The following is a 13,759-nucleotide window of genomic DNA, read 5'->3' on the forward strand; positions in this document are numbered from 1 at the left end:
ATTACAATAAACCGAAGAATGAAAAAATAAGGCTTAAAGAGAGGATTGCTACCAGTATTCGTAGGAAATGCGGTCCACACTTCTGGATGTATATATAAATACCGAGAACCGCAACCAGGGGGAGTAAGTTAGGCACAATTTTGTCTAACATGTCCTGCAGGACAATAGTATTCCCCCCACCAGTAGTAATATGTAGCGGTGTCTTAATCTTTACATAAGTGGCAGAAAGCGCCCCCATCATCAACAGGCCGAACATACCTGCGCCTTCAATAATTTTATGGATACTGCCAGAGTGGAGTATCTCTAAAATTGACTCTTTCCCTTTTTTATAGCCAATATTAAGTGCAAATCGGCTAGCGAAGAACATATAGACAACTTGATAGATCAATGGCAGTAATGCGGCTAATACGTACCCTTGCAATACAAAAGGAATACATACCCCAATAACAATAGGTCGCAATGTGCCAAAATCTAGCGTATCCCCGATACCTGAGACTGGACCCATTAGCCCCGTTTTTAAACTGGTCACTAATTGGGTTGTGGCTGTTCGCTGTTCTTCCGGTTCCTGGGATGCTTTTTCTTCTAGTGCGATAGTGATGCCGTTTACCACTGAGCCCCAGTTAGCTTGTGTGTTAAACATTGTCAAATGGCGCTGTAACGCTTTTGAAAGATCCCTCTCATTCGGGTATAGCTTAGCTAAAATCCCTGTCATTGAATTACAAAAGGCTAGGGCCTGTAACCGTTCAAAATTTAATGATGTTTCCGAGAAAGCATGCCATTTTAACCAGACAATCTGCACATCTCTATTCGTAATTGGTGAGCTTTCGGCTTCCTTTAAGTCGATATTATTAGCCATTTTGTGTTCCTTTCGCAGTTTTTGATTGCATGTATAAGAGAACAGCACATAAACCAAAAATGGATATCCCTATGGTGTTTAGCCCTGAATATGTGACCAAGAAGAAACCAATGATGAATAACGGGATGTATTGTTTTTTCCCGATCACAATGATAGTGATAGCAAAACCTAATGCTGGAAGAATATTACCAGCGATAGCTAAGCCGTTGGTGGTCCAGGAGGGTAACAGTTTGACAAATGAGGCAATAGCATCTGGGCCATACAAACAGGCAACGAAAACAGGAACGAAGCGCATAGGGAAGGCCAACAGAATAGGATAGATAGTTGCTACCCGCTGAATCCCTTTGATATCTGCTTTTTCGGCATAGCGATCGGCCATATGAACAAATGTGGTATTAACCGTTTTACGAACGTTTTCGAGGACAACCCCTAATAAACCTATTGGGATTGCCAACGAAATAGCTATTTCAGGTTTTATCCCCGCAGTAAGAGCAATAGGTATAGCGATGCAGGAGGCCAATCCCTCATCTGCTGGTGGGTTCCCACCAGGAGCAATACTACCTATATAGATCATCTGTAATGTCGCACCGACTGATAATGCAGTCGGCATATCATCAAAGATAATTCCCATAATGGGGGCAATAGATAACGGCATGCGCATGATTGAAAAGCCATACCATACCTTCGCTTGTGATATCCAATAAACTAAACCAATCAATATTGCTGTAGAAACGCCCATAAGTTCCTCTCCTTTTTAAGGTAACTTATTCTTTATTTTTTGCAGACTGGCTGGTTCTTCTTCTGGGATAGTCTGGAAATAAACTTTAATATTCCTGTCTTCTATGACTTGTAGTTTTTCTGCATCTTCTTTATTTATTGATATCTGATTAAAGACGATTTTTCTACCAGGGATGTTTTCTATGCCGCCTACTTGCAACTCTTCAAGTTCTAATCCGCCCTGAATAGTCTTTAATGCTGAATCAATAGATTTGAAAAGGATTAAAAGTTTACCAGTATAAAAATTTTTCTCATTCCAGCGGGTTGTCGTTTCCTCAATGGATGTCATGATTACTTCGATGCCGCTGGGGGCCGCCATTTTATAAACTTCGGCTAAAAAAGGATCATTATATAATTCGTCATCAATAACTATTATTTTATCGGCGTTGCTCCTTTTCAGCCATTTGGTGATAACCTGTCCATGAATTAGGCGATAATCAATGCGGGCATGTACTATACTCATACTCTATTATCCTTTATTAAATTGATAACTTTGAACCATATCTTTACCGGCATCATGAATACATTGAACATATTCTTCGATGGTGATTTCTTTATCGGAGTCTTGTAACATATTCGCTTCAAGCAGCATGGCAAGGTTTACGCCGCTAATACAATGAATAGGGTATTCTCTGGAGAGAACCGTCGCTACATTTGATGGTGTTCCACCATATATATCGGTAAGAATAACGGTTTTAATATTAGGTCTGAGTATTTTCCTTGTTTGCTCCATTAACGTTTCTGGTGACATCCCGATGATCAGAGAAATAGCCGTTGTATTTTTCGTTTTGCCAACAATCATTTCACTACTGTTTAATAACTCTTTACCTGCGTCACCATGTGTTAATATGATGATATCATAGAGATTCAATGGTTATCTTCCTTATATATATAATCCATATGTTTGATTTATATTTTGTATGTAACAGACTCCATTCTTGAGAGTGGTTTCTGTTCTTTGAATATATATTGTTTTATGGATTTTTAAACGTTACCAAGATCACATATTGAATGTATTGACTAATATGGCTATTTCTAGCGGATGCATATAACGCATAACAAAATAATATAATATTTGGCTTTTATAAATAATACTGTCATTTATATATATTCAACAATGCATCTTAATTAAGATTATATTTTATATCGATGATATAAGGTCATATTATGGAGATGAAATTGATATTTATAGTTTTGTCACCTATATGTTATGTCATCGCAAAAATTCACGTTTCAAATCCATAAAAATGGGGTATGTTTTAGCAGAGTATGCTGAAAATGCACGGTCAGCATGCCTAAATATCAATGTCTTATACTTGGTGTGACGCCAATATCAGAATAATGTGCTAAATAACAACATCACAACAAATGCAACAACCATAACAATGAGGAACCTCAGGATGAAAATGAAGGGTAAAGCGTTACTGGCAGGATGTATTGCACTCGTATTCAGCAACATGGCATTAGCAGAAGATATAAAAATTGCTGTTGTGGGGGCGATGTCTGGCCCGGTAGCGCAGTATGGCGATCAGGAATTTACCGGCGCAGAGCAGGCAATTGCGGATATCAACGCCAAGGGCGGCGTGAAAGGTGACAAACTGGTCATGGTGAAATATGACGATGCCTGTGACCCGAAACAAGCGGTAGCGGTTGCGAACAAAGTGGTCAACGACGGGATTAAATACGTAATCGGTCACCTGTGCTCTTCTTCCACTCAGCCTGCGTCAGACATCTATGAAGACGAAGGCATTCTGATGATCACCCCAGCGGCAACGGCGCCGGAGCTGACCGCGCGCGGCTATAGCCTGGTAATGCGTACCACTGGTCTGGATTCCGATCAGGGCCCAACGGCCGCCAAATATATCGTTGAAAAAGTGAAGCCGCAGCGCATCGCGATTATTCATGATAAGCAGCAGTACGGTGAAGGTCTGGCCCGCGCGGTGCAGGATGGCCTGAAAAAGGGTAACGCCAACGTGGTGTTCTTTGACGGGATCACCGCCGGGGAAAAAGATTTTTCTACGCTGGTAGCGCGTTTGAAGAAAGAGAATATCGATTTCGTTTACTACGGCGGTTACCACCCGGAAATGGGGCAAATCCTGCGCCAGGCACGCGCCGCGGGTCTGAAAACCCAGTTTATGGGGCCAGAAGGTGTAGCGAACGTGTCGCTGTCTAACATCGCCGGTGAATCTGCAGAAGGCTTACTGGTAACGAAACCGAAGAACTACGACCAGGTTCCAGCGAACAAACCCATCGTAGATGCTATCAAAGCTAAGAAACAGGATCCGAGCGGCGCATTCGTATGGACCACCTACGCCGCGCTGCAATCTTTGCAGGCCGGTCTGAACCAGTCTGACGATCCCGCTGAAATTGCCAAATACCTGAAAGCAAACTCGGTGGAAACCGTGATGGGGCCGCTGTCATGGGATGCGAAGGGCGACCTGAAAGGCTTCGAATTCGGCGTGTTTGACTGGCATGCAAACGGGACGGCGACAGACGCCAAGTGATTTTCCCGGCGCCTTTCGTGCCGCAGGTGTGTTGGCTGCGTTATTCAACCCCGGTCACTTACTTATGTAAGCTCCGGGGATTTTATAACTTGCCGCCTGCCTGCAACACAAAATTCTTGGGAAAATACTCGTAATACAATTGGTTGGGGGCGGTTTTCTACCGTTTCTCCCAGCCATTCTCCTGGGCCGTAAACCCTAACACCTGCATAAATGCGGCCATCACGCTGCGGTCTTCAACGCCGACGTCGGCCATCCACCACGAACTCACGTCAGGGTTTTCCCGGATCACTTCTTCGATCAAATACTGCCCGACGCCGCGACGGCGGGTGATATCGCGCACGCGCAATGAATCCAGTGCGCCTTGTGTGCCGCTCAGGGTTACCCGCACGGCACCTAACAGACGCTCGTTAAAGCGTGCGGCGTAGATCCGGTGCGTTTCATCTACGCTTAATGATGAGGCGGAATATTCCGGCCAGATTTTGCCCAGATCAATCAGGTCCTGGTCGCTAAAGTTATCTAAACGAACGATGGTCAGCTTCATTAACAGCATGTCCAAATCACAAAAGATGGAATCAGTGTACCGAAATAATTCGCCCGGATGCTTTCTCTTTTTAATGCGATTAACCAGGTTAATAGTTTTGTAACAACGACAATGACAGATTGAAACAGTAGAGATTGAAAAACAGGCAGGATAATACCCTGGAATGCAGCATTTTATTCCGCTCTTTGTGCCGTTATTTTATGCTGACAAATGCACTTTTTTTTGTTTATCTATAGTGAAAAGCAGAATATTATCTTTTCTTAATCGACTGAAAAATAGAGATTTTAGCCGTAATTTGCTTAAAAAACTGCGCTAAACCATTAACGAGACTGGTAAAAATAGTACAGTTCAAAAAAAGCACAGTCTGCTTTTTAACCACATAAATACAAAATATATACATCATCACGAATGGGGATTCAGGAAAATGAAACGGAATGCGAAAACAATCATCGCAGGGGTGATAGCTCTGGCAATGTCACACGCGGTCATGGCGGAGGATATCAAGGTCGCTGTTGTCGGGGCGATGTCAGGTCCGGTCGCGCAGTGGGGTGATATGGAATTTAATGGCGCACGTCAGGCCATTAAAGATATCAATGCCAAAGGCGGGGTCAAAGGCGACAAACTGGTTGCCGTCGAATATGACGACGCCTGCGATCCGAAACAGGCCGTTGCGGTAGCGAACAAAATCGTCAATGACGGCATTCAGTACGTTATTGGTCATCTGTGCTCATCTTCCACGCAGCCCGCATCAGATATCTATGAAGACGAAGGCATTCTGATGATTTCCCCGGGCGCGACCAACCCGGAACTGACCCAGCGCGGTTACGCATACATTATGCGTACAGCGGGCCTGGACTCCTCTCAGGGGCCGACCGCCGCGAAATACATTCTGGAGAAGGTGAAGCCGCAACGCATCGCCATCATTCACGATAAACAGCAATACGGTGAAGGCCTGGCGCGTTCAGTGCAGGAGAGCCTGAAAGCGGGCAAAGCCAATATCGTCTTCTTTGACGGGATCACTGCCGGGGAAAAAGATTTTTCTGCGCTGATCGCCCGCCTGAAAAAAGAAAATATCGATTTTGTTTATTACGGCGGCTACTACCCGGAAATGGGACAAATGCTGCGACAGGCTCGCTCCGTCGGGCTGAATACCCAGTTTATGGGACCTGAGGGTGTGGGCAATGCGTCGCTGTCTAACATTGCCGGTGATGCCGCTGAAGGCATGCTGGTGACCATGCCAAAACGCTATGACCAGGATCCGGCGAATAAAGCTATCGTCGATGCGCTCAAAGCTGACAAGAAAGATCCAACCGGACCGTACGTGTGGATCACTTATGCAGCCGTCCAGTCATTGGCGACAGCAATGGATCGCAGCGGTAGCAAAGAGCCGTTGGAGCTGGTGAAAGATCTGAAAGCACACGGGGCTGACACCGTGATTGGGCCGCTGAAATGGGACGAAAAAGGCGATTTGAAGGGATTTGAGTTTGGTGTCTTCCAGTGGCACGCGGACGGATCATCGACCGTCGCGAAGTAATAGCTGAAGACGAGTTATCCCACCGCCCGTGCAAAACGGGCGGGTTAAGAAAGGTTACCTTATGTCCGAGCAGTTCCTCTATTTCTTGCAGCAGATGTTTAACGGCGTCACGCTGGGAAGCACCTACGCGCTGATCGCTATCGGTTACACGATGGTGTACGGCATTATCGGCATGATCAACTTCGCCCACGGCGAGGTGTATATGATCGGCAGCTATGTCTCCTTTATGATCATCGCTGCGCTAATGATGATGGGTATTGATTCCAGCTGGCTACTGGTCGCGGCGGGCTTTGTCGGCGCGATTGTGATTGCCAGCGCCTACGGCTGGAGCATTGAACGCGTAGCGTATCGGCCCGTGCGCAGCTCTAAGCGCCTGATCGCGCTGATTTCCGCTATCGGGATGTCCATCTTCCTGCAAAACTACGTCAGCCTGACGGAAGGTTCGCGCGATGTGGCGCTGCCCAGCCTGTTTAACGGCCAGTGGACCGTCGGCAGTAGCGAAAACTTCTCTGCTTCCATCACCACTATGCAGTTGGTTATCTGGATTGTAACCTTCCTGGCGATGCTGGCGCTGACGCTGTTTATCCGTTACTCCCGTATGGGCCGTGCCTGCCGTGCCTGCGCGGAAGACCTGAAAATGGCCAGCCTGCTCGGCATAAATACCGATCGCGTGATTGCGCTGACCTTTGTGATTGGCGCGGCAATGGCGGCGGTAGCGGGCGTACTGCTCGGCCAGTTCTACGGCGTAATTAACCCCTATATCGGCTTTATGGCCGGGATGAAAGCCTTTACCGCGGCGGTACTGGGCGGCATCGGCAGCATTCCTGGGGCGATGATCGGCGGCCTGATTCTGGGTGTCGCGGAAGCGCTCTCCTCTGCTTATCTGAGTACCGAATACAAAGACGTGGTTTCATTCGCGCTGCTGATTCTGGTGTTGCTGGTGATGCCGACCGGTATTCTGGGTCGCCCGGAGGTAGAGAAAGTATGAAACCGATGCATTTTGCAATGGCGCTGCTCTCTGCCGCTATGTTCTTCATCCTGGCGGGCGTCTTTATGGGCGTCCAGTTGGAGCTTGACGGCACCAAACTGGTGGTGGATACCGCCGCGGATATCCGCTGGCAGTGGGTGTTTATCGGCACTGGCGTGGTCTTTCTCTTCCAACTGTTGCGTCCAGCTTTCCAGAAGGGCCTGAAGAGCGTCTCCGGACCGAAGTTTATTCTGCCGGCGATTGATGGCTCCACCGTTAAACAGAAGCTGTTCCTGGTCGCGCTGCTGGTGATTGCCGTGGCGTGGCCGTTTATGGTGTCGCGCGGTACGGTTGATATTGCCACGTTGACGATGATTTATATCATCCTCGGCCTCGGCTTAAACGTGGTGGTGGGGCTTTCCGGTCTGCTGGTGCTGGGCTACGGCGGCTTCTATGCCATCGGTGCTTACACCTTCGCGCTGCTGAACCACTATTACGGACTCGGCTTCTGGACCTGTCTGCCGCTGGCGGGGCTGGTTTCCGCTGCTGCGGGCTTTATGCTCGGCTTCCCGGTATTGCGCCTACGCGGTGACTATCTGGCGATTGTGACTTTAGGCTTCGGCGAAATCGTCCGTATCCTGCTGCTCAACAACACTGAAGTGACCGGTGGCCCGAACGGTATCAGCCAGATCCCGAAACCGACCTTTTTCGGTCTGGAGTTCAGCCGTACTGCCCGTGAAGGTGGCTGGGATACCTTCAGCAACTTCTTTAACGTGAAGTACGATCCCTCTGACCGCGTGATTTTCCTCTATCTTGTGGCGCTGCTGCTGGTGGTCTTCTCGCTGTTTGTCATCAACCGTCTGCTGCGTATGCCGTTGGGTCGTGCGTGGGAAGCGCTGCGCGAAGATGAAATTGCCTGTCGCTCGCTGGGCTTAAACCCTACGCGTATCAAGCTGACCGCTTTTACCATCAGCGCCGCGTTTGCCGGTTTTGCCGGTACGTTGTTTGCCGCGCGTCAGGGTTTTGTCAGCCCGGAATCCTTCACCTTTGCCGAGTCGGCCTTTGTGCTGGCGATTGTGGTACTGGGCGGGATGGGCTCACAGTTTGCAGTGATCCTCGCGGCCATCCTGCTGGTGGTGTCACGCGAGCTGATGCGTGATTTCAATGAATACAGCATGTTAATGCTGGGTGGTTTAATGGTACTGATGATGATCTGGCGTCCGCAGGGCTTGTTGCCGATGACCCGTCCGCAGTTGAAGCTGAAAAACGGGGAAGCAAAAGGAGAGCAGGCATGAGTCAGCCATTATTATCCGTCAACGGCCTGATGATGCGCTTCGGCGGTCTGCTGGCGGTAAACAACGTTGAACTGGAACTGAGACCACAGGAGATCGTCTCGTTAATCGGGCCAAACGGCGCGGGAAAAACCACGGTCTTTAACTGTCTGACCGGTTTTTATAAGCCGACGGGTGGGACGATTAAACTGCGCGACCAGCATCTGGAAGGGCTGCCGGGTCAACAAATTGCGCGGATGGGTGTGGTGCGTACTTTCCAGCACGTGCGTCTGTTTCGCGAAATGACGGTGATTGAAAACCTGCTGGTGGCGCAACATCAGCAGCTGAAAACCGGCGTCTTTTCCGGCCTGTTGAAAACCCCGTCGTTCCGTCGCGCGCAGAGTGAAGCGTTGGATCGCGCCGCCACCTGGCTGGAGCGTATTGGTTTGCTGGAGCACGCCAACCGTCAGGCCAGTAACCTGGCCTACGGCGACCAGCGCCGTCTGGAGATTGCACGTTGCATGGTGACCCAGCCGGAAATCCTGATGCTCGACGAACCCGCCGCAGGCCTCAACCCGAAAGAGACCAAAGAGCTGGACGAGCTGATTGCTGAACTGCGTAACCATCACAACACCACCATTTTGTTGATTGAGCACGACATGAAGCTGGTGATGGGTATTTCCGACCGTATTTACGTGGTGAATCAGGGCGCGCCGCTGGCGAACGGGACGCCGGAACAGATTCGTAACAACCCGGACGTGATCCGCGCCTATTTAGGTGAAGCATAATGGTGGTGACGCATAATATGGAAAAAGTCATGTTGTCCTTTGACAAAGTCAGCGCCCACTACGGCAAGATACAGGCGCTGCACGACGTCAGCTTGTATATCAATCAGGGTGAAATCGTGACGCTTATCGGCGCCAACGGCGCGGGAAAAACCACGCTGCTTGGTACGCTGTGCGGCGATCCGCGTGCGACAAGTGGGCGAATTGTCTTTGATGGTAAAGACATTACCGACTGGCAGACGGCGAAAATCATGCGCGAAGCGGTAGCGATTGTTCCGGAAGGGCGTCGCGTGTTTTCCCGCATGACGGTGGAAGAGAACCTGGCGATGGGCGGTTTCTTTGCCGAAAAGGACCAGTTTCAGGAACGCATCAAGTGGGTGTATGACCTGTTTCCCCGCCTGCATGAACGTCGAATTCAGCGTGCGGGCACGATGTCCGGCGGTGAACAGCAGATGCTGGCGATAGGCCGTGCGCTGATGAGTCAGCCGCGACTGCTGCTGCTTGATGAACCGTCGCTGGGTCTGGCGCCGATTATCATCCAGCAGATCTTCAACACCATCGAACAACTGCGCGAGCAGGGGATGACAATCTTCCTCGTCGAACAGAACGCTAACCAGGCCCTGAAGCTCGCCGATCGCGGCTACGTGCTGGAAAACGGCCATGTGGTGCTGGAAGACACCGGTGATGCGTTACTGGCTAACGAAGCAGTGCGCAGCGCGTATCTGGGCGGTTAACATTCTCTGAATGGACAAGGGGGCCTGATATGGCCCCTTTTTATTGCTCTATGTTATTATTGAGAATAGTTATCAATAATAACAGTGAACATGGAGAAAGGATGATACGTTCCGGTATCTGCATGATGATTGGCGGTTTGTTTTTGACGCTTTCATCAAATACCCTGGCCTTAACACCGCCAGCGTTCGACCCGCGCGACCCTTCAATCTGGGAAGAGAAACCGGACAACTCGTTAGCGCAGTCCAGCTCGCCCTGTGAAGTGTTCACCTCCTCTGTCTGCCCGGGCTGGGAAGATGAGAAATCGGATATTCAGCGCGAACGTGAGCGGCGGGAACAGCAGCGTTTACAGAATGAATATGAACGACGCTGGCGTAAAGATTAATGTTCCTTGCTGGCTGCAACAGATAACGTCATCCTGGCCGGGTAAGACATAGCGTTACCCGGTTTTGTTGTGCACCACCCCGCATTTTCCTGTCACTACGCTTTCACCGCCTTGCCATCTGTTTGTCGCCTTACTATCTTTTTTTTGTAATAAAAAAGTTATTTTTCTGTCATTCGAGCATGTCATGTTACCCCCGCGAGCATAAAACGCGTGATATCGCGCATCCGGCACAACAAGAGAGATAACCGATGATATCGTTACGACATACAGCTTTAGGACTGGCACTTAGCCTGGCGTTTGCAGGTCAGGCTCTGGCCGTCACCACTATCCCGTTCTGGCATTCAATGGAAGGTGAACTGGGTAAAGAAGTTGATTCACTGGCGCAACGTTTTAATGCCGCCAATCCCGACTACAAAATTGTTCCACAGTACAAAGGCAACTACGAGCAGAGCCTGAGCGCAGGTATTGCGGCTTTCCGTACCGGAAACGCACCTGCGTTACTGCAGGTTTATGAAGTGGGCACGGCAACGATGATGGCCTCGAAAGCCATTAAACCGGTCTATGAAGTATTCAAAGAGGCTGGTATTAACTTCGATGAGTCTCAGTTCGTGCCGACGGTTTCCGGTTATTACACCGACTCTAAAAGCGGACACTTACTCTCCCAGCCGTTTAACAGCTCCACGCCGGTGCTGTACTACAACAAAGATGCCTTCAAAAAAGCCGGTTTAGACCCTGAGCAGCCGCCAAAAACCTGGCAGGATCTGGCGGAATACACCGCGAAGCTGAAAGCAGCAGGCATGAAGTGCGGCTACGCCAGCGGCTGGCAGGGATGGATTCAGATTGAAAACTTCAGCGCCTGGAATGGTCTGCCGGTGGCCACCAAAAACAACGGCTTTGACGGTACTGACGCGGTGCTGGAATTCAATAAACCGGAACAGGTGAAACATATCGCCCTGCTGGAAGAGTTGAACAAAAAAGGGGATTTCAGCTACTTCGGGCGTAAAGACGAGTCTACCGAGAAGTTCTATAACGGGGATTGTGCCATTACCACTGCCTCTTCCGGTTCTCTGGCTGACATCCGCCACTACGCCAAATTCAACTATGGCGTCGGCATGATGCCGTACGATGCCGATGTGAAGGGCGCGCCGCAGAACGCGATTATCGGGGGAGCCAGCCTGTGGGTGATGCAGGGTAAAGACAAAGCAACCTACGAAGGCGTGGCGCAGTTCCTCAACTTCCTGGCGAAGCCTGAAATTGCTGCCGAATGGCACCAGAAGACCGGCTACCTGCCCATTACCACCGCCGCGTACGACTTGACCCGCGAGCAGGGCTTCTATGATAAGAACCCTGGGGCTGATATCGCCACCCGCCAGATGCTGAACAAGCCACCGTTGCCGTTCACCAAAGGGCTGCGTCTGGGCAACATGCCGCAGATCCGCACCATCGTAGATGAAGAACTGGAAAGCGTCTGGACCGGGAAGAAAACCCCGCAGCAGGCGCTGAATGCTGCCGTTGAGCGTGGCAATCAGTTACTGCGCCGCTTTGAGCAATCGACTAAATCGTAATGTGAAATGCCGGGTGGCGGCTGCGACTTACCCGGCCTACAAATGCGTGTAGTTTGTAGGCCGGATACGGTGTGTGCACCGCAATCTGGCACCTTCCAGGAAAAGAACCTACATGTCTTCATCCCGTCCGGTGTTCCGCTCGCGCTGGCTTCCCTATTTGCTGGTGGCCCCGCAGTTGGTTATCACCGTTATTTTCTTTATCTGGCCCGCCGGTGAAGCGCTGTGGTACTCACTACAATCCGTTGATCCGTTTGGTCTTTCTAGCCAGTTTGTCGGACTGGAAAACTTTATCGCGCTGTTTCATGACCCGTACTACCTTGATTCATTCTGGACCACCATTAAGTTCAGTACGTTAGTCACGGTAAGCGGTTTGCTGGTGTCGTTATTTTTTGCGGCGCTGGTGAATTACGTGGTGCGCGGCAGCCGTTTTTACCAGACGCTGATGCTGTTGCCTTACGCCGTCGCGCCCGCCGTCGCCGCCGTATTGTGGATCTTCCTGTTTAACCCAGGGCGCGGGCTGATTACCCATTTTCTCGGTGAGTTTGGCTATGACTGGAACCATGCGCAAAACAGCGGTCAGGCGATGTTTCTGGTGGTGTTTGCGTCGGTCTGGAAGCAGATCAGTTACAACTTCCTGTTCTTCTTTGCCGCACTACAGTCTATTCCGCGGTCGCTGATTGAAGCCGCTGCGATTGATGGTGCGGGACCGGTTCGCCGCTTCTTTAAGCTGGCGCTGCCGCTGATTGCACCGGTCAGCTTCTTTCTGCTGGTGGTGAATCTGGTTTATGCCTTCTTTGATACCTTCCCGGTGATCGATGCCGCCACGGCGGGTGGGCCGGTACAGGCGACCACTACGTTGATTTATAAGATCTATCGCGAAGGCTTTGTCGGGCTGGATCTCTCCGCCTCGGCCGCCCAATCGGTAGTGCTGATGTTCCTGGTCATTATTTTGACGGTGGTGCAGTTCCGCTATGTGGAAAGTAAGGTGCGTTACCAATGATTGAGAATCGTCGTGGGCTGACAATATTCAGCCATGCCATGTTGATTATGGGGATCATGGTGATCCTGTTTCCGCTGTACGTCGCGTTTGTCGCGGCGACGCTGGATAACAAAGCTGTCTTTGAAACGCCGATGACGCTGGTTCCCGGCACACAGCTGCTGGAAAACATGAAATACATCTGGGTCAACGGCGTGGGCGTTAACAGCGCGCCGTTCTGGCTGATGATGCTCAACAGTTTCATCATGGCGTTCAGTATTACGGTAGGGAAAATCACCGTCTCTATGCTCTCCGCATTCGCCATCGTCTGGTTCCGCTTTCCACTGCGTAACCTGTTCTTCTGGATGATTTTTATCACGCTGATGCTGCCGGTCGAGGTGCGTATTTTCCCGACGGTGGAAGTGATCGCCAACCTGAAAATGCTCGACAGCTATGCGGGTCTGACGCTGCCGTTAATGGCATCGGCGACTGCGACGTTCCTGTTCCGGCAGTTTTTTATGACCCTGCCGGATGAACTGGTTGAGGCGGCGCGTATTGACGGTGCGTCACCGATGCGTTTTTTCCGCGATATTGTACTACCGCTGTCAAAAACCAATCTGGCGGCGCTGTTTGTGATCACCTTTATCTACGGCTGGAACCAGTATCTGTGGCCGTTGTTAATTATTACCGATGTCAATTTGGGCACTGCGGTGGCAGGTATCAAAGGCATGATTGCTACTGGTGAAGGCACCACGCAGTGGAATCAGGTAATGGCAGCCATGCTGCTGACGCTCATCCCTCCGGTAATCATCGTGTTAGCCATGCAGCGTGCCTTCGTACGTGGCCTGGTCGATAGTGAGAAATAA

15 protein-coding genes are annotated in these 13,759 nt (G+C 50.1%); 10 read left to right on the forward strand and 5 right to left on the reverse strand.

Annotated features, from left to right (window positions below; all coding sequences use genetic code 11):
- Window position 1: 1 nt before the first annotated feature.
- The 4 genes from GPJ68_RS01425 to GPJ68_RS01440 are packed head-to-tail and all read right to left on the reverse strand — an operon-like array spanning window position 2 to window position 2,504.
- A complete protein-coding gene (locus tag GPJ68_RS01425) occupies window positions 2-856 on the reverse strand; it encodes a PTS system mannose/fructose/sorbose family transporter subunit IID (protein ID WP_101700398.1) in 855 nt (284 codons plus the stop codon).
- Window positions 849-1,595: a PTS sugar transporter subunit IIC gene (locus tag GPJ68_RS01430; protein ID WP_101700397.1), complete on the reverse strand. Its 747-nt coding sequence runs from the start codon at window positions 1,593-1,595 to the stop codon at window positions 849-851. The genes GPJ68_RS01425 and GPJ68_RS01430 overlap by 8 nt, the downstream gene beginning before the upstream one ends.
- A 15-nt stretch (window positions 1,596-1,610) precedes the next feature.
- Window positions 1,611-2,096, reverse strand: a complete 486-nt coding sequence (locus GPJ68_RS01435) for a PTS sugar transporter subunit IIB (protein WP_049283116.1) — start codon at window positions 2,094-2,096, stop codon at window positions 1,611-1,613.
- 6 nt (window positions 2,097-2,102) lie between these two features.
- Window positions 2,103-2,504, reverse strand: a complete 402-nt coding sequence (locus GPJ68_RS01440) for a PTS sugar transporter subunit IIA (protein ID WP_047501419.1) — start codon at window positions 2,502-2,504, stop codon at window positions 2,103-2,105.
- A 529-nt stretch (window positions 2,505-3,033) separates the two neighbouring features.
- Between GPJ68_RS01440 and livJ the strand changes: the two genes are divergently transcribed.
- On the forward strand, window positions 3,034-4,137 hold the full coding sequence (gene livJ, locus GPJ68_RS01445) for a branched chain amino acid ABC transporter substrate-binding protein LivJ (RefSeq protein ID WP_180837087.1): 1,104 nt from the start codon (window positions 3,034-3,036) through the stop codon (window positions 4,135-4,137).
- Between the two features lie 157 nt (window positions 4,138-4,294).
- Here the strand turns inward: livJ and panM are convergent, their stop codons facing one another.
- Window positions 4,295-4,678, reverse strand: coding sequence for an aspartate 1-decarboxylase autocleavage activator PanM (gene panM / locus GPJ68_RS01450; RefSeq protein ID WP_016154837.1), 384 nt, complete (start codon window positions 4,676-4,678; stop codon window positions 4,295-4,297).
- 424 nt (window positions 4,679-5,102) lie between these two features.
- On the opposite strand from panM, the gene livK reads away from it, so the two are divergent.
- The 9 genes from livK (at window position 5,103) to ugpE (ending at window position 13,759) form a co-directional block, all read left to right on the forward strand.
- On the forward strand, window positions 5,103-6,212 hold the full coding sequence (livK, locus tag GPJ68_RS01455; protein WP_180837089.1) for a high-affinity branched-chain amino acid ABC transporter substrate-binding protein LivK: 1,110 nt from the start codon (window positions 5,103-5,105) through the stop codon (window positions 6,210-6,212).
- Window positions 6,213-6,273: 61 nt separating this feature from the next.
- Complete coding sequence (gene livH / locus GPJ68_RS01460; protein WP_003023435.1) at window positions 6,274-7,200, forward strand: high-affinity branched-chain amino acid ABC transporter permease LivH; 927 nt, start codon at window positions 6,274-6,276, stop codon at window positions 7,198-7,200.
- Entirely contained in the window at window positions 7,197-8,474 is a 1,278-nt protein-coding gene (livM, locus tag GPJ68_RS01465; protein WP_016154835.1) for a branched chain amino acid ABC transporter permease LivM, read from the forward strand. The genes livH and livM overlap by 4 nt, the downstream gene beginning before the upstream one ends.
- Complete coding sequence (gene livG / locus GPJ68_RS01470) at window positions 8,471-9,238, forward strand: high-affinity branched-chain amino acid ABC transporter ATP-binding protein LivG (RefSeq protein ID WP_104652132.1); 768 nt, start codon at window positions 8,471-8,473, stop codon at window positions 9,236-9,238. Before livM ends, livG begins: the two co-directional genes overlap by 4 nt.
- Before the next feature lie 17 nt (window positions 9,239-9,255).
- Window positions 9,256-9,969: a high-affinity branched-chain amino acid ABC transporter ATP-binding protein LivF gene (livF, locus tag GPJ68_RS01475; protein ID WP_085951092.1), complete on the forward strand. Its 714-nt coding sequence runs from the start codon at window positions 9,256-9,258 to the stop codon at window positions 9,967-9,969.
- A 101-nt stretch (window positions 9,970-10,070) separates the two neighbouring features.
- Window positions 10,071-10,352: a hypothetical protein gene (locus GPJ68_RS01480; RefSeq protein WP_095715580.1), complete on the forward strand. Its 282-nt coding sequence runs from the start codon at window positions 10,071-10,073 to the stop codon at window positions 10,350-10,352.
- A 248-nt stretch (window positions 10,353-10,600) separates the two neighbouring features.
- Window positions 10,601-11,917, forward strand: coding sequence for a sn-glycerol-3-phosphate ABC transporter substrate-binding protein UgpB (gene ugpB, locus GPJ68_RS01485; RefSeq protein ID WP_104652131.1), 1,317 nt, complete (start codon window positions 10,601-10,603; stop codon window positions 11,915-11,917).
- Window positions 11,918-12,029: 112 nt separating this feature from the next.
- Complete coding sequence (ugpA, locus tag GPJ68_RS01490) at window positions 12,030-12,917, forward strand: sn-glycerol-3-phosphate ABC transporter permease UgpA (protein ID WP_016154830.1); 888 nt, start codon at window positions 12,030-12,032, stop codon at window positions 12,915-12,917.
- Window positions 12,914-13,759: a sn-glycerol-3-phosphate ABC transporter permease UgpE gene (gene ugpE, locus GPJ68_RS01495; RefSeq protein WP_003023450.1), complete on the forward strand. Its 846-nt coding sequence runs from the start codon at window positions 12,914-12,916 to the stop codon at window positions 13,757-13,759. The genes ugpA and ugpE overlap by 4 nt, the downstream gene beginning before the upstream one ends.

The organism is Citrobacter sp. 172116965, from assembly GCF_013458095.1.
Taxonomy (GTDB): Bacteria; Pseudomonadota; Gammaproteobacteria; order Enterobacterales; family Enterobacteriaceae; genus Citrobacter; species Citrobacter braakii.

Coding starts and splice junctions, on each gene's coding strand:
- GPJ68_RS01425 (WP_101700398.1), bottom strand. CDS start 856: ATGGCTAATAATATCGACTTAAAGGAAGCCGAAAGCTCACCAATTACG.
- GPJ68_RS01430 (WP_101700397.1), bottom strand. CDS start 1,595: ATGGGCGTTTCTACAGCAATATTGATTGGTTTAGTTTATTGGATATCA.
- GPJ68_RS01435 (WP_049283116.1), bottom strand. CDS start 2,096: ATGAGTATAGTACATGCCCGCATTGATTATCGCCTAATTCATGGACAG.
- livJ (WP_180837087.1), top strand. CDS start 3,034: ATGAAAATGAAGGGTAAAGCGTTACTGGCAGGATGTATTGCACTCGTA.
- panM (WP_016154837.1), bottom strand. CDS start 4,678: ATGAAGCTGACCATCGTTCGTTTAGATAACTTTAGCGACCAGGACCTG.
- livK (WP_180837089.1), top strand. CDS start 5,103: ATGAAACGGAATGCGAAAACAATCATCGCAGGGGTGATAGCTCTGGCA.
- livH (WP_003023435.1), top strand. CDS start 6,274: ATGTCCGAGCAGTTCCTCTATTTCTTGCAGCAGATGTTTAACGGCGTC.
- livM (WP_016154835.1), top strand. CDS start 7,197: ATGAAACCGATGCATTTTGCAATGGCGCTGCTCTCTGCCGCTATGTTC.
- livG (WP_104652132.1), top strand. CDS start 8,471: ATGAGTCAGCCATTATTATCCGTCAACGGCCTGATGATGCGCTTCGGC.
- livF (WP_085951092.1), top strand. CDS start 9,256: ATGGAAAAAGTCATGTTGTCCTTTGACAAAGTCAGCGCCCACTACGGC.
- GPJ68_RS01480 (WP_095715580.1), top strand. CDS start 10,071: ATGATACGTTCCGGTATCTGCATGATGATTGGCGGTTTGTTTTTGACG.
- ugpB (WP_104652131.1), top strand. CDS start 10,601: ATGATATCGTTACGACATACAGCTTTAGGACTGGCACTTAGCCTGGCG.
- ugpA (WP_016154830.1), top strand. CDS start 12,030: ATGTCTTCATCCCGTCCGGTGTTCCGCTCGCGCTGGCTTCCCTATTTG.
- ugpE (WP_003023450.1), top strand. CDS start 12,914: ATGATTGAGAATCGTCGTGGGCTGACAATATTCAGCCATGCCATGTTG.